Source organism: Kribbella sp. VKM Ac-2566, assembly GCF_004366005.1.
In the GTDB taxonomy this organism is placed as follows: domain Bacteria; phylum Actinomycetota; class Actinomycetes; order Propionibacteriales; family Kribbellaceae; genus Kribbella; species Kribbella pratensis.
This window is the reverse complement of sequence record NZ_SODT01000003.1, coordinates 32,049-57,939: the sequence shown is the minus strand read 5'-3', so window position 1 is coordinate 57,939 and position 25,891 is coordinate 32,049. Positions and strand designations below refer to the sequence as shown.

General features: G+C 64.2%; 25 protein-coding genes. 14 read left to right on the top strand and 11 right to left on the bottom strand.

From position 1 onward, the window contains the following. Positions 1-6 precede the first annotated feature (6 nt). The 4 genes from EV647_RS02710 to EV647_RS02695 are packed head-to-tail and all read left to right on the top strand — an operon-like array spanning position 7 to position 4,806. On the top strand, positions 7-1,008 hold the full coding sequence (locus tag EV647_RS02710; protein ID WP_133997888.1) for an ABC transporter permease: 1,002 nt from the start codon (positions 7-9) through the stop codon (positions 1,006-1,008). Positions 1,009-1,045: 37 nt separating this feature from the next. After that, on the top strand, positions 1,046-2,590 hold the full coding sequence (locus EV647_RS02705) for a sugar ABC transporter ATP-binding protein (RefSeq protein ID WP_166680199.1): 1,545 nt from the start codon (positions 1,046-1,048) through the stop codon (positions 2,588-2,590). Between the two features lie 3 nt (positions 2,591-2,593). Next, entirely contained in the window at positions 2,594-3,622 is a 1,029-nt protein-coding gene (locus EV647_RS02700) for an ABC transporter permease (RefSeq protein ID WP_133997881.1), read from the top strand. Continuing rightward, the gene (locus EV647_RS02695; RefSeq protein WP_133997878.1) at positions 3,619-4,806 is read left to right on the top strand and encodes an epoxide hydrolase family protein; all 1,188 of its coding nucleotides are present in this window, start codon (positions 3,619-3,621) and stop codon (positions 4,804-4,806) included. The genes EV647_RS02700 and EV647_RS02695 overlap by 4 nt, the downstream gene beginning before the upstream one ends. Before the next feature lie 17 nt (positions 4,807-4,823). Here the strand turns inward: EV647_RS02695 and EV647_RS02690 are convergent, their stop codons facing one another. From EV647_RS02690 to EV647_RS02675, 4 genes are all read right to left on the bottom strand, one after another. Continuing rightward, a complete protein-coding gene (locus tag EV647_RS02690; protein WP_133997875.1) occupies positions 4,824-5,414 on the bottom strand; it encodes a hypothetical protein in 591 nt (196 codons plus the stop codon). 181 nt (positions 5,415-5,595) lie between these two features. Beyond that, positions 5,596-6,591, bottom strand: coding sequence for a zinc-binding dehydrogenase (locus EV647_RS02685; RefSeq protein ID WP_166680198.1), 996 nt, complete (start codon positions 6,589-6,591; stop codon positions 5,596-5,598). Between the two features lie 151 nt (positions 6,592-6,742). Further along, positions 6,743-7,381 (bottom strand): NADPH-dependent F420 reductase, encoded by a 639-nt coding sequence (locus tag EV647_RS02680; protein ID WP_133997869.1) that lies wholly within the window; start codon positions 7,379-7,381, stop codon positions 6,743-6,745. Beyond that, a complete protein-coding gene (locus EV647_RS02675; protein ID WP_133997866.1) occupies positions 7,378-7,692 on the bottom strand; it encodes a hypothetical protein in 315 nt (104 codons plus the stop codon). Before EV647_RS02675 ends, EV647_RS02680 begins: the two co-directional genes overlap by 4 nt. Before the next feature lie 144 nt (positions 7,693-7,836). On the opposite strand from EV647_RS02675, the gene EV647_RS02670 reads away from it, so the two are divergent. The 5 genes from EV647_RS02670 to EV647_RS02650 all read left to right on the top strand — a co-directional run bounded on the left by EV647_RS02670 (position 7,837) and on the right by EV647_RS02650 (position 13,995). Further along, positions 7,837-8,886: an alcohol dehydrogenase catalytic domain-containing protein gene (locus EV647_RS02670; protein WP_238177005.1), complete on the top strand. Its 1,050-nt coding sequence runs from the start codon at positions 7,837-7,839 to the stop codon at positions 8,884-8,886. Positions 8,887-9,036: 150 nt separating this feature from the next. Further along, on the top strand, positions 9,037-10,002 hold the full coding sequence (locus tag EV647_RS02665; protein WP_238176993.1) for a cyclase family protein: 966 nt from the start codon (positions 9,037-9,039) through the stop codon (positions 10,000-10,002). After that, positions 9,999-11,120, top strand: a complete 1,122-nt coding sequence (locus tag EV647_RS02660; RefSeq protein ID WP_133997860.1) for a flavin reductase — start codon at positions 9,999-10,001, stop codon at positions 11,118-11,120. Before EV647_RS02665 ends, EV647_RS02660 begins: the two co-directional genes overlap by 4 nt. Before the next feature lie 95 nt (positions 11,121-11,215). Next, the gene (locus tag EV647_RS02655) at positions 11,216-12,955 is read left to right on the top strand and encodes a CocE/NonD family hydrolase (protein WP_133998058.1); all 1,740 of its coding nucleotides are present in this window, start codon (positions 11,216-11,218) and stop codon (positions 12,953-12,955) included. 2 nt (positions 12,956-12,957) lie between these two features. Next, positions 12,958-13,995, top strand: coding sequence for a zinc-dependent alcohol dehydrogenase family protein (locus tag EV647_RS02650; RefSeq protein ID WP_166680196.1), 1,038 nt, complete (start codon positions 12,958-12,960; stop codon positions 13,993-13,995). 32 nt (positions 13,996-14,027) lie between these two features. On the opposite strand, the gene EV647_RS02645 is transcribed toward EV647_RS02650, so the two are convergent. From EV647_RS02645 to EV647_RS02625, 5 genes are all read right to left on the bottom strand, one after another. Continuing rightward, on the bottom strand, positions 14,028-14,870 hold the full coding sequence (locus tag EV647_RS02645; protein WP_133997854.1) for a 3-keto-5-aminohexanoate cleavage protein: 843 nt from the start codon (positions 14,868-14,870) through the stop codon (positions 14,028-14,030). Continuing rightward, positions 14,867-15,160, bottom strand: a complete 294-nt coding sequence (locus EV647_RS02640; RefSeq protein WP_133997851.1) for a putative quinol monooxygenase — start codon at positions 15,158-15,160, stop codon at positions 14,867-14,869. The genes EV647_RS02645 and EV647_RS02640 overlap by 4 nt, the downstream gene beginning before the upstream one ends. Next, a complete protein-coding gene (locus tag EV647_RS02635; RefSeq protein WP_133997848.1) occupies positions 15,160-16,458 on the bottom strand; it encodes an LLM class flavin-dependent oxidoreductase in 1,299 nt (432 codons plus the stop codon). The genes EV647_RS02640 and EV647_RS02635 overlap by 1 nt, the downstream gene beginning before the upstream one ends. A 149-nt stretch (positions 16,459-16,607) precedes the next feature. Continuing rightward, positions 16,608-17,717: a zinc-dependent alcohol dehydrogenase family protein gene (locus EV647_RS02630; protein ID WP_255517892.1), complete on the bottom strand. Its 1,110-nt coding sequence runs from the start codon at positions 17,715-17,717 to the stop codon at positions 16,608-16,610. Between the two features lie 32 nt (positions 17,718-17,749). Beyond that, positions 17,750-18,931: a serine hydrolase gene (locus tag EV647_RS02625; protein ID WP_133997842.1), complete on the bottom strand. Its 1,182-nt coding sequence runs from the start codon at positions 18,929-18,931 to the stop codon at positions 17,750-17,752. A 352-nt stretch (positions 18,932-19,283) separates the two neighbouring features. Here EV647_RS02625 and EV647_RS02620 point away from each other — a divergent pair, with 352 nt between their 5' ends. Beyond that, positions 19,284-19,694: a hypothetical protein gene (locus EV647_RS02620; protein WP_133997839.1), complete on the top strand. Its 411-nt coding sequence runs from the start codon at positions 19,284-19,286 to the stop codon at positions 19,692-19,694. 351 nt (positions 19,695-20,045) lie between these two features. Next, positions 20,046-20,594, top strand: a complete 549-nt coding sequence (locus EV647_RS02615) for a GNAT family N-acetyltransferase (RefSeq protein WP_202876020.1) — start codon at positions 20,046-20,048, stop codon at positions 20,592-20,594. Between the two features lie 464 nt (positions 20,595-21,058). Here the strand turns inward: EV647_RS02615 and EV647_RS02610 are convergent, their stop codons facing one another. After that, a complete protein-coding gene (locus EV647_RS02610) occupies positions 21,059-21,568 on the bottom strand; it encodes a hypothetical protein (RefSeq protein ID WP_133997836.1) in 510 nt (169 codons plus the stop codon). A gap of 333 nt (positions 21,569-21,901) precedes the next feature. Between EV647_RS02610 and EV647_RS02605 the strand changes: the two genes are divergently transcribed. Then, a complete protein-coding gene (locus EV647_RS02605) occupies positions 21,902-22,582 on the top strand; it encodes a VOC family protein (protein WP_133997833.1) in 681 nt (226 codons plus the stop codon). A gap of 385 nt (positions 22,583-22,967) precedes the next feature. Then, a complete protein-coding gene (locus EV647_RS43605; RefSeq protein ID WP_133997830.1) occupies positions 22,968-23,450 on the top strand; it encodes an rRNA adenine N-6-methyltransferase family protein in 483 nt (160 codons plus the stop codon). Between the two features lie 127 nt (positions 23,451-23,577). On the opposite strand, the gene EV647_RS02595 is transcribed toward EV647_RS43605, so the two are convergent. Continuing rightward, positions 23,578-24,075, bottom strand: coding sequence for an Lrp/AsnC family transcriptional regulator (locus EV647_RS02595; protein WP_133998055.1), 498 nt, complete (start codon positions 24,073-24,075; stop codon positions 23,578-23,580). 92 nt (positions 24,076-24,167) lie between these two features. Here EV647_RS02595 and EV647_RS02590 point away from each other — a divergent pair, with 92 nt between their 5' ends. Next, on the top strand, positions 24,168-25,772 hold the full coding sequence (locus tag EV647_RS02590) for an MFS transporter (protein ID WP_370342181.1): 1,605 nt from the start codon (positions 24,168-24,170) through the stop codon (positions 25,770-25,772). The last annotated feature ends 119 nt before the right edge of the window (positions 25,773-25,891 follow it).

Here is a 25,891-nt window from a genome sequence, read left to right as displayed (position 1 = left end):
ATCGCCATGAGCACAGTGGTGATGAAGGTGCTTCGGCCCACGCAGTCGGGTCTCGTCGAGGCATGGCGCGCGCTCCGTGGGCGGGCGCTGCCGTATCTGATGCTGGTCATGACGTTTCTCGTCGCAGCCGTGACGATCGACGGACTCACCACCTGGCCGAGCCTGCGGTCGTTGCTGGTTCTCGCCGCGCTGCTGGGTGTCGCCAGCGCAGGCCAGACACTGGTGATCCTGCTGGGCGGAATCGACCTGTCGGTGCCGGCGACGATTGCGCTGGGCAACGTGTTGACCGTGCAGTTGAGCGGCCGTGGCTGGCCGCTGGTTCTGGTATTGGCGGCAATCGCGACGTCCGCGATCGCCATCGGTATCGTCAACGGACTGGCATCGCAGCTGTTACGGACGCACCCGCTGGTGGTCACGCTCGCGACCGGGGCGATCGTCATCGGTCTCGTGCAGGTGATGGCGCAGAGTCAGACGGCAGCCGTGCCAGAGTGGATCAGCCAGGTCGTCTCGCCTGGAGGCCAGACGCTCGGCATGCCGATCCCGATGATCGTCGTGGTGTGGGCGCTGCTGGCGATCGTCGTCGTACTTGCGCTCCGTTTCACCGCACTCGGACGATCCATCTATGCGACGGGCGCGAGCCCCGAAGCAGCCCGGCTGGCGCTCGTTCGCACGCGTCGAGTCTGGGTCGCGGCATTCACGCTCGCGGCCGGATTCGGCGCCTTGAGCGGGATCTTCCTCGCCGGCTTCACTGGTACGGCGTCAGCGGCGATCGGTGACCCGTACCTGTTTCTCACCATTGCAGCCGTCGTGGTCGGCGGGACGCCGCTCCTCGGCGGCAGTGGAGGATACGGCCGTACGGTGGTCGGCGTGATCGTGATCAACCTCTTCACGATCATCCTCATCAGCCGCGGCTACAGCAACAACGTCCAGCAGATCTTGCTCGGCCTGCTGATCGTGCTCCTTGTCAGCGTCTACGGTCGGCAATCACACATTCGGGATCACGTATGAGGAGCAAGAACAGCAAGCGATCAGAGGAGGTGCATCAGTGAGCGAGGGCGATGCCTTCCTGCGTGTCGGGGACCTCCGGAAGCGATTCGGCCAGACCGAAGCGCTCGCAGGATGCACGGTCGACATCCGCCGTGGCGAGACGCATGCTCTGCTTGGCGAGAACGGCTCGGGAAAGAGCACACTGGTCAAGATCCTCAGCGGTGTACTGGCGGGCGACTCAGGGACATTGACGGTGGAAGGCGCGCCGACGAGGTTTGCGCGCCCGTCCGCGGCGCAGGCTGCCGGGCTCGTCACGGTCTTTCAGGAAACGATGATCGTCGAGGGTCTGTCGGTCGCAGACAACGTCTACCTCGGCCTTGACCGCGTCGTGCGACGGCGGGCACCTGACCGTGAACGCCGCACGAGGCTGCTCTCACTGCTCACCGAGCTCGGGATGGATGACGTCGCGCCAGAGACGCCAGCGTGGCACCTCTCGCTTGGCCAGCGACAGCTTGTCACCATTGCCCGGGCGTTGATCCGTCCGTGGCGGTTGCTGATCCTCGACGAATCGACGTCTGCATTGGACATCCAGGATCGTGACCGTCTGTTCGATGTCCTGGCCGGACATTGCCGAAGGGGCCGGTCGATCTTGTTCATCTCGCACCGGATGGACGAGATAGCCCGCGTCGCAGACCGTGTCACCGTGCTGCGCAACGGTGCCAGCGTCCGGACACTGCCGATTGCCGACGCACCCTCCGACCTGGTTCTGCGTCTCGCAGCCAGTGCTCCGGAGTCGCGGTCGGAGATCGGCACGTCCGACGTACCGCCCGGTCCTGCACAGGCCGACGCTGGTTGCGAGGCGCGTGTGCTGAACCTGAGACTGATGCCCGGCGCCGCCGCGTTCGACGCCGCAATCCGCGGCGGCGAGATTGTTGGCGTGGCGGGCCTGGAGGGACACGGCCAAATCCCGTTCCTGGAGTGCCTGTGCGGATTGCGTCGACCTGCCGAGGGCACCGTCACCTTGAGCGTCGACGGTCGTACGGAAACAGTCCGCGACGCGTTCCAGGCCGCGCGGAACGGACTACGCTACCTGCCGCGTGATCGTAAACGCGAAGGCATCTTGCCCACGCGATCGGTAGCCGAGAATCTCACCATTTCCTCGCTGTCGCGGCTCGGACGCTTAGGCTGGCTGAACCCTGCCAAACTTCGCCGGTTGGTTGACGCACAGACACATCAGCTGCGCATCAAGTCGCCTGGTGGCGGTGCCCGGATCACTGCATTGAGCGGCGGAAACCAGCAAAAGGTGCTCCTCGGCCGGGCACTCGCGCGCGACCCCAGAGTGCTGGTGCTCAACGATCCTCTGCGCGGAGTGGATCACGGCGCCAAATTGGAGATTCACCAGCTCTTCAAGGCATTGCGCGACCGAGGCGTCGCGATCGTCTTTCTCTCGACCGAGGTCGAGGAACTTCTGCTCGTCTGCGATCGGATCTTGATCTTCCGCGAAGGCACGCTGCACTGCACGATTCCGCGGCCTGCGGCGGACCGGTACGCCGTTGTCGGCGCCATGTTCGGACGGCGAGTCACTTCTCCGGAGGAGAGCTGAACCATGTACAGCCGCCTGCGAGACTTCGAGTATGCCGGTCCGGCGCTTCTCCTTACGATTGTGCTGCTCATCGTCACTGCCTTCGCCGACTCGTCGTTCCTCAGCCCTGGCAACTGGGGCAGTTCCCTCGCGGTGATGTCGCCGTTCATCCTCGTCGCTATGGCTCAGTCGCCAGCGGTCATCTCGGGCAGTGGTGGCCTCGATCTGTCGGTCGGGCCACTTGCCGCGTTCGTCGGTGCCGTGGTTGTCGCGGTGCTCGGCCCGCGCGGCATCGACTCGCCGCTCGAGGTCGTGCCGATCGTGTTGGTCGTGGGTGCGGCCACAGGAGCCGTCAACGGGATGTTGGTGGCCTACGCACGGATCCCGCCCGTTGTCGCGACGCTGGGCACCTACCTGATGCTCGCTGGGCTGGCGCTCGAGGTACTGCCAACCGCCGGCGGTACGGCGCCGCACTGGTTGACCGCGCTCTCCGGTGCTGTCATCGGCCCGGTTCCCGGAACGTTGCTGCTCATCGCGGGCGTCGTTGCGATCTGGAGCGTGCTGCAACGGACGGCGTACCGCCGAAACCTGTTTGCGGTTGGGGCGGAGCCGAGGGCAGCATTCACGGCGGGTATCGATGTCGCGCGTGTACAGGCGCTCGCGTATGTGCTCAGCGGCACATTCGCCGCCGTGACCGGATTGGCGTTTGTCGCGCTGCTGGGCGCCGGCGACGCGACTGTTCCGACGACGTTTACCTTGATCTCCCTCGCTGGAGCAGCGGTCGGCGGCGTCGCGCTGGCGGGGGGGCGAGGAGGGCTGCTTGGCGCTGCGACCGGTGGTGCGGTGCTCTTCCTGCTGCAGAACACCCTCAGCGCCCTGCACGTCAACGCGCTTTACACGCAAGCGGTGTACGGCGGAGCCCTGCTGGTCGCCCTGTCGTCGAACCTGCTGCTGGACGTGCGTCGCCGTCACGGGCGAATGCGATCACTGCAGTTCAGCCAGGATGTGAGCGAACCCGACGAGACAACTGACGAACACGGGAGCCAGCTATGAGCACGAGCGCACGCGTCGAGCCGTTCCGCTTGGAGGTATCCGACGCGGTCCTCGACGCCATCCAACGGCGAGTCTCGGCATTCGACCTGGACGCACTTCCTGCACGGTCCGGATGGGCGTCTGGCACCAGCCCCACAGCACTGCGCGAGCTTGTCGATCGCTGGTTGACAGGCTACGACTGGCGGTCGGTCGAGACACAGCTCAATCGCTTTCCACAGCTCACCGCGGATGTTCACGGCACGCGGCTCCACGTGCTGCGCGAGCCTGGTTCGGGCGAGGCTCCGCCCACGGTTGTGCTGATCCATGGCTGGCCGTCCTCGTTTGCCAGCTTTCGTAAGGTGATCGACGCGCTCGCCCATCCCGAACGGAACGGCGGCGACTCGGAGACTGGAATGACAGTCGTCGTGCCGTCGCTGCCTGGTTACGCTTTCTCTTCGCTCGCCCCGCGGCCGCTCAGCTTCCGCGATGCCGCCGAGTTGTTCCACGAGTTGATCGTCGACGTGCTCGACTGCACGACCTATCTGGTTCATGGTGGTGACCAGGGGGCACCGATCGCCGAGTGGATGGCGTTCGACCATCCGGACAGTTGCATCGGCCTGCACACGCCGCTGCTGGCCCTGAGATCGGACGGCGCGCCATTTGCTAGCGGGCTGACCGGTGTCGACGATCCAGAGCCTGAGGAGACGGCATTCGTTCAGGCGGAGCACGATCTCAATGTTGGCCCGGGCAACGCGTACTTCCCGCTGCAACTGCACACACCGCTGACCCTCGCACCTGGGTTGTCCGACAGCCCGGTTGGGCTGGCGGCATGGTTCATGGAGAAGTACCGGCTCTGGACTGACCGCCGCGGGGACGACGGTGAGCTGGGCGTCGACATCGACGATGTGCTGACGGAGGTGATGATCTACCTGGTGTCGGGTAGCGTCGCCAGTTCGCTGGTCGCGTACGGCGAGTTCTTCGATGGCCCTTTGACACTCCCGCCGGGTGAACGGATCAGCGTGCCGAGCGGATACGCGGCCTATCCCGATCCCCGTGGCGTCGATGCGCCGGCATCGTTCGCGCGACGCACGCGCAATCTTGCGTACTGGTCGAGTCCTGAGCGAGGCGGCCACTTCCCGGCGCTCGAAGTACCTGAGGTGTTCGTAGCCGACCTTCGTGCCTTCGTCGCCGCCTTGCCCCGGTGAGGGCAAGGCGGCGATGATCAGCAGGTGGCCAGGCCGACACCGAGGCCGTCGGTGAATGCGAAGTCCCGGATGGTGGTAACGGTCGCATAGCTGCCGCGTTGCACGGCAGCGAAGCCTCCGGTGCCAGGCGCCCCGAGCGTGTGCATCCCGACGGAAACGCGTGCTCCGCTGGAATCCGGCGGGGAGATCTTGTTGTGAAACCCAATCTTGATCGTTCCGGGCTGATCGTCGCCGCATCCCTGGAGCGTTCCGGTGAACTGCGCCTCGCCGAACGCCATGACGCTGTTGTCGGCCTGATTGTAAAAGCAACCTTCCCACGTCTCGTTGCCGACGAGTGTGTCGCCGTCGTGGGTGCCGATGAGGTTCGTCCCTGACGCTTCGAGCGTGGAAACCGTTCCCGTGGGCGCCGGCCAGCGAGAGCAATCGACGTCACTCGGCACGAACCTGCCGGAGTCCGCGTACGCGCGGATTACGACTGTGGTGCCGTCTCGCGATGTGCTCGCGTGAGCGACGCCTGTGGTTGCGAGGGAGGCGACGATGCATACGGCCAGCGCGACCGCTGGACTGCGCCTCATGAACCGGCCTCTGACAAAGATCGATCCGATCACTGGCCCTCCTGGTCGTTTGGTACGGCTTGATTAGTAGTGCGCGCTGCGAGCACGCTTCGGAACGGTCGGCTGATCGTGACGAACCCGTTGATCGCGGCTGACGATCGCGGAGCCGCGGAGCTGAATCCGCAGCCTCTGCGTCCGCGCCTGAGCGGCACGCGCCATAAGTGGGCAAGCATCGTCAGCTGTCAACGGCGAGCAGCAGGATCTTGCCGCCGCGGCCGCGTGTACGCAGCAGCCGGTGTGCCTCGGGCGCCTCCTCGAGCGGAAGCACAGTCCTGATGGCCGGCTTGATCGCCCCGCGACGATAGGCACCGATGACATCTTCCGCGACTGCGAGAAGATCGTCTCGCGTCTCCACGAAGTTGAAGAAGAGCAGGCTCGCGACCGAACGGGACCGGTCGACCAGTGTCAGCGGGTCGACGAGCGGATACAGGCCGCCGGTGATGCCGTAGGCCACACCGATGCCGCGGACGCCGAGCGTCTCGAACACGTCGCGCCAGGTGTCGCCGCCGACCCCGTCGAAGGCGATGTCGACGCCCTTGCCGTTCGTGTGCCGCTTTACTTCCTCGACCAGGTCCTCGCTCGAGATGTCGATGACGTAGGCGGCCCCGGTCGCCTTGACGTCATCGACAACTTCCTGCGAGGTGACTGTCGCGAACACCTCGGCGCCGAGACTGGCTGCCCACGAGGCCAGAAGCCGGCCGATGACGCCGGCAGCACCCGTCACGAGCACACGGGTTCCGCTGCCGATGGGACGGTACTGGTGCAGGAGCATCTGCGCGGTCATGCCGCTCAGCAGTGCGGCACCCGCTGCGTCGTCCGGCATGTCGTCGGGCAGGGGGATCAGGCGCTCCGTCGGCGCCACGGTGTATTCGGCGTACGAGCGTGCGCCGTGCAGTACGAACGCAACCCGTTGGCCAACCGCCATCCCGTGGGCGTCTCCGTTGATGCGCTCGATGACGCCGATGCCCTCGGTGCCGAGGAAGAACGGCGTCTGCTTCTCAGGCTCGCCCGGATGCCGGAACAGGTCAGTACGCTCCGTGTAGTCGTTGAACGCGACAGGTGCGTAGACCATTCGAATCAGCGTCTCGCCATCGCGCGGTTCCGGCACCACGACGTCGACGACCTCCAACACCTCAGGTCCTCCGATTTTGCTGACCTGCACGGCACGCATCCAGTTCCTCCTCGTCATTTCACAGCCGATGTGGCACCCCTCGAGGGGCCTCCCTCGGTGACAGCGTAGGAGTCTGGTCGAGCACACTCGTTGTCCGTTGGGCCAAACGACGTCTCGCGCGATTGTGCGTTCTTACGGGCGACCTGCTCGGTCACCAACCGGGATGTGGGAAGATCTCCCGGGCCTGCGCCCCGGTGAGGTCGGTGTTGAACACGGGCCCACCCGGTTGTAGTTGCCGACCGCCAGCGACCAGCGGCCCAGCGTCGATCGGGGTGAAGCCGAGCGCGTCGTACAGATCGAGCACCACTGACTTGGCGGCGGCGTCGTCGCCTGCGGCGTAGAGCGCGAGACGGTCGTCCCAGGTGGCCTCGGGGCGTCCACCGTTCGCGAGCGCGATGTGCGAAAGCGTGTTGAAGCCCTTGACGATGCGCGTCCCGGGAAACTGCGTAGCGAACAGCTCGGAGTGTGTCAGCTCGCCGCTGTCGAGCTCCGTGAAGTTGCCATTGCGCCCGGCGAAGTAGTTGTTCGGATCGATCACGATCTTGCCGATGAACGCAGCGCTCGGCATCGAGCGAAGACCGAACAGAAGAATGGCAACGAGCACCACATCACCGAAACGCGCGGCGTCTTCGACAGTCGCCGCCGTCACCCGCGGACCGAGTTCGCGCACGAGCGAGCGTAGGCTCCGCGGTCCTCGGCTGTTGGCGATACAGACGTCATGACCGAGGCGGACGAACCGCCGGGCCGCGGTCGAGCCGATGTTTCCAGCGCCAATAATGCCGATTCTCATGCCTCGGCCTCCGCGTCGTCGCCGAATAGGTCGGCGATCAGCGTAAACGGTGCCAGGGACAACAATTCGTAGGTCAGCAAGCCGGCCTGCAGCATCGGAAGGCCGTCCAGCACACGGTGGCCAGTTTGTGCGTCGTCGATCTCCAGTATGAGCACCGCTCCGAGTTTGTCGGTGCGGTGGTAGAACTCGCGAACGACGCCAGTGACGTAGTGGCTCCAGACATAGTCCGCCTCGGCGCGCCGCAGTGGCGCCAGCTCGGCCAGTCCGACGCCGGCGCGCGGGCTGACAACCGCGAGGAATTTCACGAACATGCCTCCTTGGGCCTGCGATCGATATGCCTAGCCTGCCTCATGCTCGAAGCTGCCGCTTGTGGGCGACGACAAGCGCAACCCGACCGGGTTGAACAGACGCACGATGTCGCGGTCTTGCCGTCGCGCATACTGAGCAGCGTGAGCATGATGACTGCTGCAGTGCTGACCGGCTGGAAGAGTCCCCTTGTCGTCAAGCGAGTGCAGCGTCCCGAGTGCCGTGCGGGCGAGATCTTGATCGAGGTGAAAGCGACGGCGCTGGATGCCTTCGACGTCACCATCTCCGACGGCCGGATGCGTGACCAGACAGCCTTGCCACAGCCGCAGGACCCCCCACTCATCTTGGGGCACGAGTTCGCCGGGGTCGTTGCCGCACTCGGCGCAGGGGTGAATCAGGTCAGCATCGGTGACCGTATCGCCGTATATCCCTTGCTGACGTGTGGCCGGTGTCTACCGTGCCTTTCGGGCCACGAGAATCGCTGCTCCGAGTTCCGCGGGTATGTGGGCGTCAACATCGATGGAGGACTGGCGCAATACGCCCGCGTTCCGGCCCGGAATGCGATCCCGCTGTCTCCCGGGGTCACGGACACGCAGGGGGCGTTCGTGCCAGGGGCATTGGGTACGGCGTACCACGCGGTGATGAAACGGCTCGGGGTCTTACCAACCGACACGGTAGCCATTGTGGCCGCGGCCGGTGGAGTTGGAATTCATGCTGTGCAGCTCGCCAAGCGGAGTGGCGCCAGAGTCATCGGCATCGACGTCGACGACGCTCGCCTGGCGCGGGTCGCTGAGCTCGGCGCTGATCATGTCGTGAACGCCCGCGACGTAGATGTCGTCGAAGCTGTGCGTGAACTGACCGGTGGCAGAGGTGCGGACAAGGTGCTCGACATCGTGGGTACGGACATCACTCTGCTGCACTCGTTCACTGCACTCGCTCGCGGTGGGCGCCTGTGCGTCATGGGAGGCGCACCTGGCGCGCGGCTTGCGCTCGACTCGATTGCGATTCTCCAAAAAGAGGCCGAGATCGTCGGCACGTTGGGTACGACGCGCGCGGACCTGACCGAAGTGGTCGAGTTGCTCGAGCGTGGCGCGGTGTCGGCCGTGTTGAGTGAAACCCATCCGCTGTCCGAGGCTCCCGCAATCCTCGCGAGGGTGAACGCGCACGATGTCTTCTCTCGCATCGTGCTCGTGCCGTAACCAGCCGTTCTGTTAATACTCCAGGGCCTGACAGACGTGATGTCGGTGCTCAAACCGTGTGGCTCTCGCTTTGTCTTCTTTGACAAAGCGGCACGCGCCGAACGGCGGTACTTTGGCCACGCAATGGCGGATCCTACAGAGGAGTTTCTCGTGGCAGATGACCCTGAATGGGCGGCGCCGTCACTTGAACTGCTGGAGGAGTATTACCGGAAGCTGTGCAATTGGGGACGCTGGGGACCAGAAGATGAGCGGGGGACTGCCAACCTGATCACCCCTGAAAAGGTGCGTGAGGCCGCGGCCCTCGTGAGACGCGGTGTGGGCTTCTCGTTGCAACTGCCAATGGACGCCTCGGGTCCGCAGAGGGGCGGCCTGGGTCGGGTCAACCCGATTCATCAGATGATGGCGACCGGCACGGACCATGTGGCAGGCAAGCAAGACTTCCCGAACGGTCTCGGCTACGCCGACGACAGCCTGTTCCTCGTGCTGCAAGGTGGTACGCAATGGGACGCGCTGTCGCACATATTCCGCGACGGACAGATGTACAACGGGTACGGCGCCGATCTCGTGGACAGCAGCGGAGCGCGCCGTAACGGCGTCGAGAACATACCGACACTGGTCACGCGTGGTGTGCTGCTCGACCTCCCGCGTGTTGTGGGTCGCGATCACCTCCGGCCCGGTGAGGCGATCGACGCCGATCTGCTCGACGCCGCATGCGCTCATCAGCGTGTGACTGTGGCCGACGGCGATGCGTTGTTGATCCGGACTGGGGACATGGCACGCCGGCGAACTCTGGTCGGCTGGGACGGCTATGCCGGCGGCGACGCACCTGGCCTGTCCTTGCTGGCGATGCCATGGCTGCACCGGCATGGCGTATCCGCAGTCGCCACGGATACCTGGGGCGTCGAAGTACGCCCCAACGAGATTTCTGGCACGTTTCAGCCCTTGCATCTCATCATGATCGTCTCGATGGGTTTGCTCGTCGGCGAGATATGGCAACTCGACGAACTGGCCGAGGACTGCGCGGCCGACGGTGTCTACGAGTTCATGCTTGTCGCGCCTCCGCTGGTCATCCCTGGTGCTGTCGGTGCACCATCGAATCCGCAGGCGATCAAATGACCATCGATTCAACGACGTTTCGCTATGTTGTCGGTCACTTCATGACCGGCGTCACCGTGATCACGGCGAACGACGGCGGCATGAGACATGGCGTAACAGCGAGTTCGGTCGCGTCGCTATCTGTCGAGCCTCCAACGATGATCGCATGCGTCAACAAGGCGAGCCGGACCGGTCAGGCGATCTATCGCTCCGGGTACTACGCGATCAACATCCTCAACAAGGATCAGGGGCCGCTTGCCGAGCGGTTCGCCTCCTCCGCCGATGACAAATTCTCCGGCCTCGACGTAGCAGAGGGATTCTCCGGCGCGCCATTGCTGCCGGACGTGCTGGCTCAGATCGAATGTCAGGTTGTCGAGGCAGTCGAGGGTGGAACTCACCGCGTGCTTATCGGCGCTGTGCTGGCGGCGACCGCGGGTGCCGGCGACCCCTTGGGTTACTACCGCGGCGGCTTCGGAGAGTTCCATCTCCACCGCGATGACGCCGTGTACGAGGAGATCCGTCGGCAGATTATCCAGCGAAACCTGAGGCCAGGCGCGATCGTCGATATTCCGGCGCTTGCGAAGGAGTTCGACGTCGGGGCAGGAGTCGTTCGCTATGCGTTGGCGAGACTCGCAACGGACACGCTGATCACCCGCGACCCACGGCGTGGCTACATGGTCGCGCCGATCGACGCCGCGACGTGTGCGGAGGCGTTCGATGCCCGGTGCACCATCGAACTTGGTGTCGTGGCTCGGATCGCAGGCCGGCCGACAAAGCCGCAGCTCGAGCAACTCGATGCGCGATTGGCGGAGCTCATGCCCCTGATCCGAGCCGGCCGCTTCGTCGACGTACGCCGCTACGTGGAGGCCAACAACGCCTATCACGAGCAGGTCGTGTCGCTGGCCGGCAGCGAGTCGCTGCTCGGCGCATACCGGCGTCTTTCTCTCAAGGGACTGATGACGCTGGCGCTGAGTGGAGTGACCGATACATCGGACGACATGATCGGCGACCACATCGCGCTCACCGACGCACTCAAGCGCGGAGACGAAGCGGCTGCGCGGACCGCGCTCATCTCGCACAATGCGCGAGTCAAGACGCGAACGGAGGAGATCCTTCGCTCCGCTGGCGGCCGCATCTGACCGCCATTGCCGGAATCGACGTCCCTCGTACAAGGAGCTGACTGGTGTCTGAACAGAACACTCCCATCGTGTCGACCACCGAAGTGTCCGATGGCATGCGGATCGAGCGTGACGTGGCGATCGCCATGGACGACGGCATCGTGCTGCGTGCCGACGTGTACCGCCCACTGGATGGGGACAGATATCCCGTCATCCTTAGTCACGGTCCGTACGGGAAGGGCCTGGCCTTCCAGGACGGATACGCCGACCAGTGGAACCGGATGGTGACGACGCATCCTGACGTGGCGGCTCGATCGAGCAACAAGTACCAGATCTGGGAGGCGGTGGACCCGGAGAAGTGGGTTCCTGACGGCTATGTCTGCGTGCGCGTCGACTCTCGCGGCGCCGGCCGATCGCCCGGGCACCTCGACGCCTACTCGCCGCGTGAGACGCAGGACTACGCCGCGTGCATCGAATGGGCCGGGACCCAACCCTGGAGCAACGGCAAGGTCGGCTTGAGCGGGATCTCGTACTACGCGATCAATCAATGGCAGGTCGCATCGCTGCAACCGCCGCATCTCGCGGCGATCTGCGTCTGGGAAGGGGCAGCGGACTTCTATCGCGACATGACCTATCACGGCGGCATCCGCAGCACGTTCTTCGGCGACTGGTTCCCTAAGCAGGTTGCGAATGTACAGCACGGCGTCGGGGAGCGAGGCCCTGTCGGCCGCGTCACCGGGGAGCTGGTCGCTGGGCCTGAAACCTTGAGTGTCGAGGAGTTGCGCGCCAATCGCACGGACCTGGGCGACGCCGTACGGGAGCACCCGCTCGATGACTCGTGGCATCGAGAGCGTTCCCCGATCTGGGAGCGAATCGAAGTTCCGCTGTTGTCTGCGGCGAACTGGGGCGGGCAGGGCTTGCACGCGCGCGGCAACTTCGAGGGCTTCGTCCGCGCCGCATCCAACCGCAGGTGGCTCGAGGTTCACGGCCTCGAGCACTGGACGCACTACTACACCGATTACGGCGTCGACCTGCAAAAGCGCTTCTTCGACCACGTGCTGAAAGGCGTCGACAATGGATGGTCCGAACAGCCGCCGGTACAACTGCAGGTGCGCAAGGTCGACGGCAGTTTCGAGCAGCGAGGCGAGTCGGCGTGGCCGCTGGTCGACACGCGGTGGTGGCGGCTGCACCTGGATCTCGAGCACCGAATGCTTGTCGAGAAGCCTGTGGCCTCTGACGTCGCGGTGCCGTACGACGCGCTTGGTGACGGCATCACGTTCATGACCGAACCGCTGGAGCACGAGACGGAGATCACTGGCCCGTCAGCGGCGAAAGTCTTTGTCTCCTCGTCGACGACAGACGCGGATCTGTTCCTTGTGCTGCGCGTCTTCGACCCGGCTGGCCGGGAGGTGCTGTTCCAGGGTGCGCTCGATCCGCGGTCACCGGTGAGCCTGGGCTGGATGCGCGCCTCGCACCGGAAGCTCGACACGTCGCTGAGCAGGCCGTACCGGCCGTACCACACACACGACGAGCACCAGCCGTTGACCCCGGGCGACGTCTACGGGCTCGATGTCGAGATCTGGCCCACGTGCGTCGTCGTACCCGCCGGCTATCGCATCGGCCTGACAGTCCGTGGCAAGGACTACGAGCATGACGCTGAACCCGCACCGTTGGCGTGGGTCGAGCCGATGACCGGAGTCGGGCCATTTCGTCACATCGATCCAGAGGATCGACCGGCCGACATCTTTGGCGGTACGCAGACGCTTCACGCGGGCAATCGGCGCGACGCTTACCTCCTGCTGCCAGTCATCCCCCCGCGGCGAGATGGCGAAGCGCCGTCGACAACGGAAGGCTGACTGTGGAACTGACAAGAGTCGTTCGCTTCCACGAGACCGGCGGACCTGAGGTCCTGAAGGTCGAGGGGGTGCCGTTGACCGAGCCGCGGGCCAACGAAGTGCGGATCCGGGTCGAGGCGCTCTCACTCAACCGCGCTGACCTGTTGTGGCGCATGGGCGCGTACATCGAGGATCCGCAGTTGCCGTCCGGCATCGGGTACGACGTCGCCGGCATTGTCGATGCTGTAGGCCCCGATGTCACCAGTCTGCGTATTGGTTCGCGCGTGAGCAGTTTCCCGATCGCCAGTTTGCGCAGGTACGGCAATCACGGTGAAACCGCCATCTATCCCGAGGACGGATTGATCGAGTACCCCGCCGAGCTCAGTCCGGAACAGGCAACTGCGGTCAACACGACCACTCTGACCGCATACTTTCCGCTGGTCGAGGTCGCGAACACCAGCCCTGGCGATGTCGTCGTCATGACCGCCGGCAGTAGCGCTACGGCGCTTGCCGCGCTTCAAGTCGCGCGTCTACGTCGTGCCGTGACCATCGCGACGACGCGCACCAGGGAGAAGGCTCCCACCCTCGCGGCCGCTGGATTCGACCACGTGATCGTCGTGGAGTCGGAGGACGTCACCGCACGCGTGCTGGAGCTCACCGGCGGCCAAGGTGCGCACGTCGTGTACGACGCGGTAGCGGGGGCTGGACTCGAGGCGCTTGCGCGGGCGACACGTGTGCGTGGCCATATCGTGGTGTACGGCGCACTCGGAACCATGAATGGTGAGATCACCCCACTGCCTCTGTTGTCGGCCTTCGAGCGCACGATCCGGCTCTATGCGGGTTACAAGATCTATGACTTCACCGGCCATCCGCAACTAGGCCTGCCACGCGATGACGCGGCGACCGCTCGCGGGAAGGACTTTCTGCTCAACGGCCTTCGGAGTGGGGACCTGCGCCCACGGATCGACCGAGTGTTCAACGGCCTCGAGCAGTACGCCGACGCGCATCGCTACATGGAGAGCAACGTGCAAAGTGGGAAGATCGTCGTATCGCTGCGCTGACCGACGCGCATCGGTCAGCGCACCGACGATGATCAAGACGGATTGGTCCCCGGACCACTGGCTGCGTCGAGCCCGAGCCGTTCGCGGGTTTCGGCCACGGACGCAAGTTCTCGATCGAGAGCGCGGGTCACGTTCGCCATCCGGTTGACCAGCTCCGTGTTGCCACTCGTCGGAACGCCGGCGCGGACCATCAGCGTGTCCTCCATGCCTGTGCGAGCATTCGCGCCGAGAGCAAGGCCGACCGTCGTCAAGGGCAGATGCGCTCGGCCGATCGCGATGACCTGCCAGATGGAGCCCGGTGGCATGCGGCGGACGAAGTGCATGAGGTTGTCCGCCGTGGCCGCCATGCCGCCACGCACGCCGAGCACGATCGAGAACTGCAGCGGTTCGACGAGCAGTCCTTCCCGGTGCAGCGCGAGCGCCACGTCGAGGTGACCAGTGTCGTAGAGCTCGAGCTCAGGTTTCACACCGAGCTGTCGCATGCGGTTCGCGAGCGCTCGCACCCGGTCGGGCGGATTGAGGAACTCACCGTCGGCGAAGGTCATCGAGCACACGTTAAGCGTGGCCATAGGAGGGCGGAGCTCGACGAGTGCCGCCCGGTCCTCGAACGGTACGCCGAAGCCAACACCGGTGGACAGTTGCACGAGCGCACCGCAGCGCTCCTGGATCAGTGCGATCGTGCGACGGGCGATGTCGAGGTCGGCTGTCGGCCGCTGTTCGGCGTCCCGCAGGTGCACGTGGATGATCGACGCGCCCGCCGCGTACGCCGCCTCCGCGTCGGCGGCGATCTCTTCGGGCGATGTCGGCAGGTTCGGGTTGTCCGCTTTCGTCGCCATCGGTCCCGTCAGCGCGGCGGTGAGGATGGCGGCGGTCATCGGCTCGCCAGCGGGGTCAGCAGTGTGATGGATGGTGGCGTCGCGATCGCCTCGTGGAAGGCGCTCCCGAGCGCCTCGAGCGGCTTGCGAGCCCGATGGGCCGCCAGCGCCTCGTCATCGGCGTAGACCTCGTACATCCAGAAGCTCGACTCATCGTCGCAGTCGCGGTGTGCCGTGTACTGGAGGACGCCGTTCTCTTCTCGTGAGCGCTCGACGAGCAGCCGCAGCAACTCCTCGAGTCGCTTGGCATTTCCCTCGCTTGCCGTCAGGTGCGCGACCAAGGCGACCATCACGCGCCCTTTCGCGCGGGTGCGCTCGTGGCGGCGTACTCGGTCAGCTCGTCCAGCGCCGGCTTCACGTGCTCCATGAACAGCTCCATGTTCCTGATGACGCTTTCCTTCGGCTGCTGGGCGTAGTGGAAGATCAGGACGACGAACTCCGCCGGCAGTTGCTTCCACTCGGCGACGTACGCCTCGCGCACCTCGTCCACGGATCCAGCGACCCACACGCCGGAGTCGAGAACAGACTGCACCGGGTTGGCTTCGTCGAATGCCAGGCCTCCGTGCGGCGTCAGCGGTGAGTACAGGTTCTTGTAGATCTCCACGTCGTAGTCGAGTACGGCGCGGTGCGCCTGCTCGCGCGTCTCGGCGATCTGCATCCATCGCACAAGCGCCTGGTTCTGGCCCAGGGCGAACTCGTGGCCGGCCTCATGGGCACGATCGACGTAGGCCTGCGCGTAGCCCACGGCACGGCTGACCGGTGAGAAGTACGTTGGGACGAATCCCTTGGTACCGCAGTACTCGACGGTCTCCTTGCTGGCATTCGAGGCGACGAACACCGGTGGGTGGGGATCGGTGTACGGCGCCGGGGTGACGCTGACACGTCGGATCCGGCCCTGTTCATCGACCTCGCCAGGCGCGCCGAGGCGCCGCGTGACCTCACGCATACCCCAACCGGCAAGGCCGTCACGGTAGGGATAGGGGATCTGCCAGGTGTTCGAGTCGTGGTCAATGCTCTCCTGCTTCCAGGCCGACAATACGATGTCGATGTTCTCCTGGAAGATGCGGCGATTGACTTCGTCGTCGCTGATCTCCGCCGCGCGCTGGGCCTCGGTGACCCGCGCGTTGGCATCGTCGGACCAGCCCTGCGGGGAAGCTGTCGCTCGGGTGCCGAGGTGCTGGCCGAGGATGTTCGTCCAGCGGGACTGGTAGCCACGCGAGAAGCCGACGAAGCAACGCCCCTTCGTGAGGTGGTCGATGATGGCGGTATCTTCGGCGACCCGGATCGGGTTCTGCGCGCTCATCGTGAATCCCAGTTGGCCGACGCGGACTCTCTTCGTCTTGGCGGCCCAGTGCGCGTTCAGCAGGGCGGGGTTGGGCCCGATCTCGTATCCCTCGGAGTGGAAGTGGTGCTCGATTGTGGAAACGCCCCAGAAGCCGAGATCATCAGCTGCCGTGACAAGATCATCCAGGCCCGCAAGGGCTTCCTGGTACCGCTCGACGTTGCGGCCGAGTGGACGAAGAACCTCGCGCTCCAGTTCATCAGCAGCCGGAAGCATCGGGTACAACTGCAGAATCGGCTTAACCATCAGTGGTGATCTCCGTATCCATGGGCGCTACGACAAAGGTGAATACCCTCAACGGGTACCACCGAGTTTGCGCCGTACGAGGAACTGCGCCCATGGATGCGTGGTCAAAATTCGGCGAGAGGGCTTGTGCGGCACAACAAGGTCGTCTGTCAGTCCAGCGAGAAGTCGACCAGTTGGCGGACTGCTTGCCCGTCTGCGAGCCTGTCGAACCCGGCGTTGATGTCATCGAGCGCGAGCCTTCCGGTGATGAGCGCGTCAACGGGCAGCCGGCCCGAACGATGGAGAGCCATGAATGCGGGAACGTCGCGGCGCGGCAGTGCGGAACCCATGTACGAGCCCTTGACCGTGCGTTCTTCCGCCACCAGCGTGACAGCTGGAATCGAGAATAGGCGATCGGGATGCGGCAGTCCCATCGTCACTGTCGTACCGCCCCGCGCCGTCGCCTGGTAAGCCTGGGCAAGAACGTGCTCGCTGCCGACGCCTTCGAACACGAAGGTAGCGCCTCCGCCGGTGATCTCCCGTACGGCGGCCATCGCGTCCGTCTCGCTGGCGTTGACGGTGTGCGTCGCTCCGAGCTGCCGCGCGAGATCGAGCTTGCCAGGAAGTACGTCGACCGCGACGAGGGGATCAGCGCCGGCCACGTACGCACCGAGCACTGCGCTGAGTCCGACGCCGCCAAGCCCAAACACAGCCGCGCTTGAGCCGGCCGCAAGCCGCGCGGTGTTGACCACCGCGCCGACTCCGGTCAGCACCGCGCAGCCGAACACCGCGGCCACTTCGAGTGGCGTGTTGCGATCGATCTTGACCAGCGACTCCTGGGCGGCGACCGTGAATTGTGAGAACGCAGACACCCCGAGGTGGTGACTGATCGTCCCCTTCCCGTCCCTGCTCGAGAATCGCCGTTGCCCGCTGAGCAATGTGCCTTTCGCGTTCGCAGCGCTGCCACGCTCACAGAGCGAGCCCCGCCCGGCTTCGCACATCGAACAGCGGCCGCACAGAGGCACATAGGAGAAGACGACGTGGTCGCCGACCTGGACCGTATCGACGCCAGGCCCGCACTCGCGAACGATGCCACTTGCCTCGTGGCCAAGCACCATTGGCACAACCCGTGGCCGCGAACCGTCGATCACAGACAAGTCCGAGTGACACAATCCAGCGAACGCGACCTCAACCAGCGCCTCTCCAGGACCGGGCGGTGCCAGCTCGACATGCTCGATGTGCAGTGGCTCGGATCGGGCGAAAGGGGGCGAGGCGCCCATCGCGTGCAGGACCGCCGCCCGTGTGCGCATAATCAGGCACGGCCCGGTGCATCTTCGGCATAGGCCGCTAGTTCGACTTCGGCCAACACACGCTGTACGGCCGCGTCGAAGAATGGCAGCACCTGAGTGAACAAGGCTCCGGCTATCCCCGCACGGCGGTCGATCCAGTAGTAGCTGTTGAACAGACCTGCCCAGAAGCCGGTCCCAGCCTGACGCATCCCCGGGATGTCTTCATGAACAACCTGGAACGCCAAGCCGAAACCCTGTCGGAACGGCAATATGCCCATGTCGTTCGTCAGTGCGGGCACTGCAGTCGACGTCTTGTCGGGCAACGCCATGCCATCGAGGTGGTCGGTGAAGGCTAGCTCGACTGTCTCGGCCCGAAGGAGCCGTTCGCCGTCTAGTTCGCCGTCGCGCAGCAGTGCGGTCATAAAGCGTGCATAGTCTCGCGCGGTCGAGTACGCGCCATGCCCGCCGGCCGCGAATTCCGGTTCCACAGGTAGATCGATCTCGCTCACGGAGAGACCACCGGCCGCCGTACGGTCGTGAATCGGCATCAACCTGGATCGCTGATCGGTGTTCGGAAAGAACGTGGTATCCGTCATCCCAAGCGGACCGAAGACGTGCTCAGCGAGGTATGAGTCAAGTGGTTGATCGGTGATCGCTTCGATGACCTGTCCAAGCCAGTCCGTGCTGATCCCGTACTCCCACCGTGTTCCTGGATCGGCGACGAGAGGCGCGGAGAACATTCCGCGCCGACCGGTGAAGGGGTCCGGTGTACCAGTCATTTCCAAGTAGCGGAGCAAGTCGACGTTGGAGAACCAATAGCCATGTCCGGAGGTGTGTCTGAGCAAGTCGAGGATCGTAGCTTGTCGGGCCGCGGGCCTGAGGCGGGGCCTGTCGCCGTCGTAGCCCTCGAGCACGGCCAACTCCCCGTACCCCGGAACAATGGACGCCACTTCGTCGGTCAGTGACAGGCGACCGCGCTCGATCAACTGCAGGGCTCCAACGCTAGTGAGGGCCTTGGTCATCGACGCCGTCCGGAAGATCGTGTCGGCGCGGACGGGCGCATCCTTGTCGATGCGGACACGTCCAGCGACGCTCTCGCACCGGAGGCCCTCGCTACCGGTTATCACTGCAACGGCGCCAGGCACGACACCGTCTGTCACCGCCGTATTGAGCACGTCGTCGACGGAGTCGGTGAGCTTGCCCATGCGTCGCTCCTCATCAGGTTGAAGAGATCGTCTGTGCTGGGCACTATCGCCGTCCATCGTGTTCGTCTGTATGGCAGGGAAGCCAAGACAGTCGCGTCTGGTTTGGACTGAGCGACAAGAACCGATGTGCGTGAGGGTGCGAACCTCTGTCAGGGGCGTCGTTGGAGCCTCTGAGACATGTGACGAGAAGACGAAGGCTGAGGCTTTGGTCACGGATGGAAGACGCCGTCGAAGGTGGCAACGGGATGCATCTCGGGCGTTGGAGCGTTACATCGTCGCCACAACGGGCGCTGGGCTTGTGCGGAGCGTGCCAGGTTACAGCTTTGGCGGGACATTAGGAGCAACCGACGTCGTGGTGATCGAGCCGCGCGTAGCCAACGCCTGGCTTCTGCGCTACCGACCTGCGGATGTCCGTCTCGGTAGCAAGCTCACAGACATCTTCGACAGCGTCGCCGTAATCGTGCCTGAACAGGCTGCGACGTATGCGCTCGATCTCTACCCGCGCCACATCGGCTTGCACGCACTCGGGTACCTGAATGGCCGTCCGACGCTCACTTCCGTTCGAGAAGCTCTGGTACAGCAGGCCACCGATATTGCGGCGCTGGGGTCGCTCCTATGGCGAGACGACATAGCGAGCCTACTCATTTCGTCTGACCAGGACGCTCACCCTTTCGCGATGCGAAGGGAGTTGTTAGAGATGTTGTTCAGATGCTGCTCACCCACCGAAGCTCGGATCAAGATACTTGAGTATCTGCTCAAGTGACCGCCGAGTGCCGTCTTGGGCGCATGCCTTGGTGTGTCGGGGTTCAGGCGAACGAGCTCATCTTAGTGGGATGCACCCTCCTGCGAGCGGCCTGCGATAGAGACGGGTGGCGGTGCGGTCGAGTCGGGTCTCGCCGATGTCGACCAACGACCTTGGCTCGGCAATAATGGAGCGGCTAACGGTTCCCGTTAGCCTACGGGCGGCTTGTGAGGTCGCCCTGTGCGCCTGGAACGATTGGAGGTCAATGGTCCAAGATGCCAATTCTGACTGTTCCGACTGTCGCCGTTCACCGCTCGTTCCTCGCCGCCTGGGACGAGATGGGACCGGAGCACGGGCACCTGATGGGTGCGCATGTACGGTGACGGCGAGGAGAAGTGGAGCCGAGAACAGGCGGACGATCCAACTGAGTTCGTGCGGCTCGTCGAAAGGCTCCAGGCCGACGCATGGCCGGAGACCGTGCTGCCGCCGGGCATCGTGCACCAGACCGTGCTCTGGTTTGTCGAGGCCGGGGAGTGGTTCGGCCGCCTTTCGATACGCCACCACCTCACACCGGCCCTGACGGAGGTTGGCGGCCACGTCGGGTACGTCGTACGTCCTTCGGCCCGGCGCCGTGGGTACGCGACCAGGATGTTGGCTGAATCGCTTCCGATAGCGGCCGGTCTTGGCGTCAACCCAGCCCTTCTCACGTGCAGCGCCGACAACGTGGCTTCGCACGAGGTGATCGAGGCGGTCGGCGGACAGCTGATAGACACACGACACGGACGGCTGCGGTTCCGCGTACCGACAAACAACCGAGGATTGATCGCCCAACGAGGACCGCGTGAAAATACGATGGTCGAAGACGATTCCACCCAGACAGATTGGATGCGTGATCTCAGTCGAGGGAGGATCGGGCGTTGATCCGCCGACTGGTGGCGGACGGTGTTCTGCAGCCTTCAGGTCAGACGGGATCTGGGGTCGACAGGTCGGTGTTTGATCGGCCGCCGAAGCAGGAGCGCGGAGTCGGCGTCGACGCCGTGACGCCGCGGGGGGAGGGGGATGCTGGCTGAGCACCCGCAGATGCCGGCCACGGTCATCGCGGAACGATTCGGATGGGAAGGGGTCGATCGCGTGGTTCCGGGACAACGCGCCTGGTTCGGCCCGAGGATCGTCACTCCGGCGCAGATTTGAACGCCGCCGACGTTCAGCTCGCTGTCCGCATCCGGTCAAGAGTCGAAGGCCATCGGGACACCACGCCAGACGACCGGCGATGGTCAGTCTTGGAGATGCCTTGATCACCGGTCGTCCGTCGATGGCTAAGTGCTGAGGGCCCGCGACCGGCAATGATTCATGGAGTGGCGGCGCAACGGGCAGTCGGCGGAGGACTAGCGACTGATGGTGATCACCTCCGTCAGATTGCTTGCCGCAATCTGTTCTGGTCCTCCGCAGCCGGAGCTCTGGCGGGCGAGCTGACCGCTGAGGCTGTAGACGCCGGGAAACTGCATCAGGCCTTGCACTTGGCCGGTGTACCGGCACGCGCCCTGCGGTGTGGTGATCCTCACGTCTACGCCCTTGATGGTGTAGCTGGAGTTCTCGGTGAGGTTGAGGGTCCACGGGAGCGCGTTTGCAGCCACGCTCGTACCAGATCGACAGAAGTGGAACTCCACATCGCTGACTCTGGCTACAACGCTCCCGTCGCCGTTGTCACCAGTAACTGAACTTTTGAACACATTTTGGCAAGATGTCAGGCTTCCGAACGTTGTTGGATCCTCGCTGAATCCCAGGACCGACCCAGTGGCGGCCGCCGCGTGGGGGACCGAGACGAACGACAGTGCTGCAAGCGACGCCACGGCGATTGCAGTCTGCTTCGTCAACCCGCTTCTCCCAAGGATCATGCATTCTCCTCCAGTCTGATCGCATAGCAACAGGCGCCGACACAACGTGTGCAAGTACGGCGCTGCCTCTGCAGTCATCTACGCGGGTGGATGTGAAAGGGTTCAGAACGTCGCGTGCCAGTCACGGCGTTCCGGCAGAGCGGCTTGTTGACGACAGACTGTCTGAGAACCAGCAGTACGGTGTCGCACGCTCATCGATTCCACACGTTGCCCACAGTGCGAGTCATCCGCCGCCAAGGACGCTCACGTGTTGACCTCAAGTCAACTTGAACTACTAGCGTCCTTGGCCGTGAGCTATTGGCGCCCTTGGCGCAGCACTGGAGGGTACAAGGCATGAGGATTCGCGAGATCGCGATCACCGTTGGCAAGCTTCATGCAGCAGCTTCGTTCTACCGCGATGTGTTGATGATGCCCGTAGCGGAAGAGGCCGACCGTGCTACTGTCAGAGTCGGCTTCAGCCGACTCGTCATGACTCCTGGAAAGGAGTTTGATGGAGTCCACCACGTGGCCTTTGGGGTGTCGCCACACGACTTCGACGACGCGCGGAGTTGGCTCACGCAGCGAGTCGATCTGATCATTGCCGGAGACTCCGACGTGATCGAGGGTCCGCCGGGCTGGAACTCTCGGTCGATGTACTTCCTCGGTCCGGAAGACATCCTCTTGGAGTTCATTGGCCGGCAGGCCGACGCCGCGCTCCCGCCTCGAGACCGCGATGTTCCGACCCCGTTCTCCATTAGCGAGATAGGCGTAGCCGTCCCTAACACCAAGGCAGCCGTCACCGACCTAACCCGAGAGCTAGGACTACCCACCTTCCCGCCGCAAGAGGCCGACTTCGCCCCGGTAGGAGATCATGACGGACTGCTGATCGTTGTCGATCAAGACCGCGCCTGGTTTCCCAGTCGGGTGCACCACGCCGCAGTCGGCCCCTTGACTGTGCGAATTGACGCCCCTCATCAGCCGGGCCGCGTCACCCTTACGAAGAACGTCAGCGTCGTGGCCGCGAACGCCGAGTAATAGGCAGCTCGAACACGGAACGGTGGGCTCGCGATGGCCAGGTGGCGCGTGCAGCCCGTGTTGCGTTCCTCGAGAGGCTAACGGGCGAGAGCCGCTGCGACGGCGCGGCCGGCTTTCTCGATGTCGGACTGTGATGCAGGTGATAGGCGGTCCTCCCAGACGGGAAGGGCGTATCTGGTTGCCTCGAGCATCCCGAGGGGTCGAGGCATGAACCAGACGTGGAAGCGAGCTGCGCCGTCGCCCCAACGGTAGACGTGGACGCGAGCGATGTCTCCTAGGGTGAGGATCGCACCTTCAATGCGAGCGACCACCTGTCCGTAGTCGCTGGCGAGGTCTGGTGGTAGATCCTTGAACGAGCTTTCACTGGGCGCACGAGGTCGGAAACGTGCCGCTCAAGTTCCTCGATCCATTCATCGCCGTCGTTCGCGACGCCCGCGAGGTCGGTCAGCTTCGTGCCGACGCTGACGACGTGGGAGAACTTGGCTCTGGGGTCGGTGCCAGCACCGTCTATCTGGTCGACCAGGTCGATGAGCTTGTCGTTGTAGAGTCCGATCCGCGGCTAGCGGCGGAGCTGGCGAATCTCACGCCAACGACACCTTCGAGCCCGTCGATCCGGGGACTTTGCATGCCCGGCTCCGAGACGGCGGCTTCACGGATGTGCCGACGGATCTCGGCGAGAGGAAGTTCAGGTTCCGTGCACGCAGGTAGATGGGACCGACTAGCTGAGCTATCTACCTCTACCGTAACGCGTAGGTTGTCGCGGCATTATGCGGAGATGAACAGGTCGGCACGGCAACGCCCATGCCTTGCTCGAAACGATCAGAGTCGGAGCTGCCTGATCGGTCCAGTCGAGCGACCACTCAGCTGAGCATCAACTTCGAGATCAGCGCCCGCACGATCCGCTCATCGCCGAACTTGACTGTCTGAGTCACATCCAATGTCCCCTTGGGGTAGTGGGCGACGTCGCCTACGGAAGGCGGTTGATCACGTCCTGTTCAGGCTGTCATTGAAGGCGAGGAGTCGGCGGTCTCGCTCGCGTCCACGCTGGGTGGAAGGGGGCGGTCATTCACTGGGCTGGAGAACGCGAGGTTCGTGGTGATCTGGCCGAAGGTCATGAGCCTTGCGGTGAGTTCTTGCAGGTTCGGCATCGACGCTGCGATGACCTTCAGCATGAAGCAGTCCTCGCCGGTGACGTAGTGTGCCTCAAGGATCTGCGGCGTACTCTTCAACAGTTCGAAGAACGGCTTGCCGGCAGGAGTAGCCATCCGGATGCGAACAAACGCCGTCAGTTCGTAGCCAAGAGCGACTGGATCGACGATCGCTCTGTACCCGCGAATGACGCCCTGGTCTGTCAGGCGTCGCACTCGGTCCGCCGTCGAAGACGCCGACATGGAGATCGCCCGCGCGAGCTCCGCCGTCGTCATCCGGCCGTCCTCCTGGAGGAGTTGGAGGATGGCGTTGTCGGTCGCATCGAGCGTCGGTCGTTGATTCATCGGCACGATCGCGAGTATACCCGGGATCGCAAGCCCTAAGAGCCCAATTTGCCGATGGATGCCCGTTCCCTTGTGCGCTGAGCACCGAGATCATGCTTGCCATGACTCCTACCCCGACGGTCCGAAACCGGATAGCGCTGGCGGCCATCTGCTTGGCAGGGCTCATGTTCGGCCTCGAGATCTCCAGCGTCCCGGTGATTCTTCCAACCCTCGGTCGCGTGCTGGATGGTGACTTCGCGGATCTCCAATGGATCATGAACGCTTACACGATCGCATGCACGACAGTGCTGGTAGCTACGGGTGTTCTGGCGGACCGGGTCGGCCGCAAGCGGGTTATGGCGCTCACTGTCGCAGCGTTCGGCCTCACATCCTTGGTTTGTGGGCTCGCCCAGGACGTGACCGTATTGATCGTCGGGCGATTTCTGCAGGGGATGAGCGGTGGTGCGATGCTGATTTGCCATGTTGCGATCCTGTCGCATCAATTTCGGGAGGGTCGGCAGCGTGCAAGGGCCTTTGGTATCTGGGGCCTCGTATTCGGCTTCGGCCTCGGTTTCGGCCCGGCCGTTGGCGGTGGCCTGGTCACCGTCCTCAATTGGCGATGGGTCTTCCTGATCAACGTCTTCATCGCAGCGGTCACCATGGGGCTGATCGCAGCTGGTGTGCGCGAGTCTCGTGATCCTGCGGCCGGCAGCCTGGATGTCCGGGGGATCGGCACGCTCAGTCTTGCGGTGTTCGGACTAGTCTTCTACATCACTCAGGGCGCGGAGCTCGGCTTCACAAAGCCGGTGGAGTTGGTCGCGGGCGGGCTTTCGCTCGCGCTGTTCGTTGCCTTCGTCGTCGTCGAGAAGACCGGCACGCAACCGATGTTCCAGTTCTCCCTGTTCCGGATTCGTTCCTTCTCCGGGGCACTGCTGGGCTGCGTGGGTATGAACTTCAGCTTTTGGCCGCTGATCATCTACTTGCCGATCTACCTGCAGCACGGCCTCGGCTACGGCGTCGACACCGCGGCCATTGTTCTGCTCGCCTACACCCTTCCGACCCTGGTGCTGCCCCCTCTAGCAGAACGGCTCGCGCTAAAGTTCCGGCCCTCGTTGATCATTCCACTGGGTATGTACGTCATCGGTGCCGGCCTGCTCTTGATGAACATGGGCAGCCGTTCAGCGCATGCGAGCTGGCTGACGATGCTGCCCGGCCTGTTGTTGGGAGGGATCGGCCTCGGGCTCACGTCGACGCCAGTCACCAACACGACAACAGGATCTGTGCCCAGCAATCGGTCGGGCATGGCGTCGGGCCTCGACATGAGCGCCCGGTTGATCACATTGGCTGTGAACATCTCGGTGATGGGCCTTCTGCTGGCGGTGGGAATCTCGGCCAGATTGCACGAGCGCTTGTCCGGCCAGGTCGACGATGCCACGGTTCAGTCGCTGGCCGAACGCGTCGCGAATGGAGACGACGAGGCAGCCCTGCGTGCCGCGTTCCCGCAACTGCCGGCCCTCGACTCAGTGGGGAGCTTGGTGAGCTCGGCGATTGCCGATGGATTTGGACTGGTCACGTCCTACGGCGGCGTCGCTGTTTGGATTATCGCCACCGCAAGCCTGATCACATTCGGACGCTCCGCGCGATCACCGGTGTCGACGGGCGGAGACGACACTGGTTCGCGGCCTGCGCCGATCGAAGGGCAAACAGGTGCCGTATAAGACTGGCGTTAGGGGACAACCAGGGTGGAGGCCAGGTGGTTCTCGATCGCCTCGATGCAGATGTGAGGTCCGCGTATGAACACAGATAGCGTCATGACGGACAGAGTTGAAAACATGGT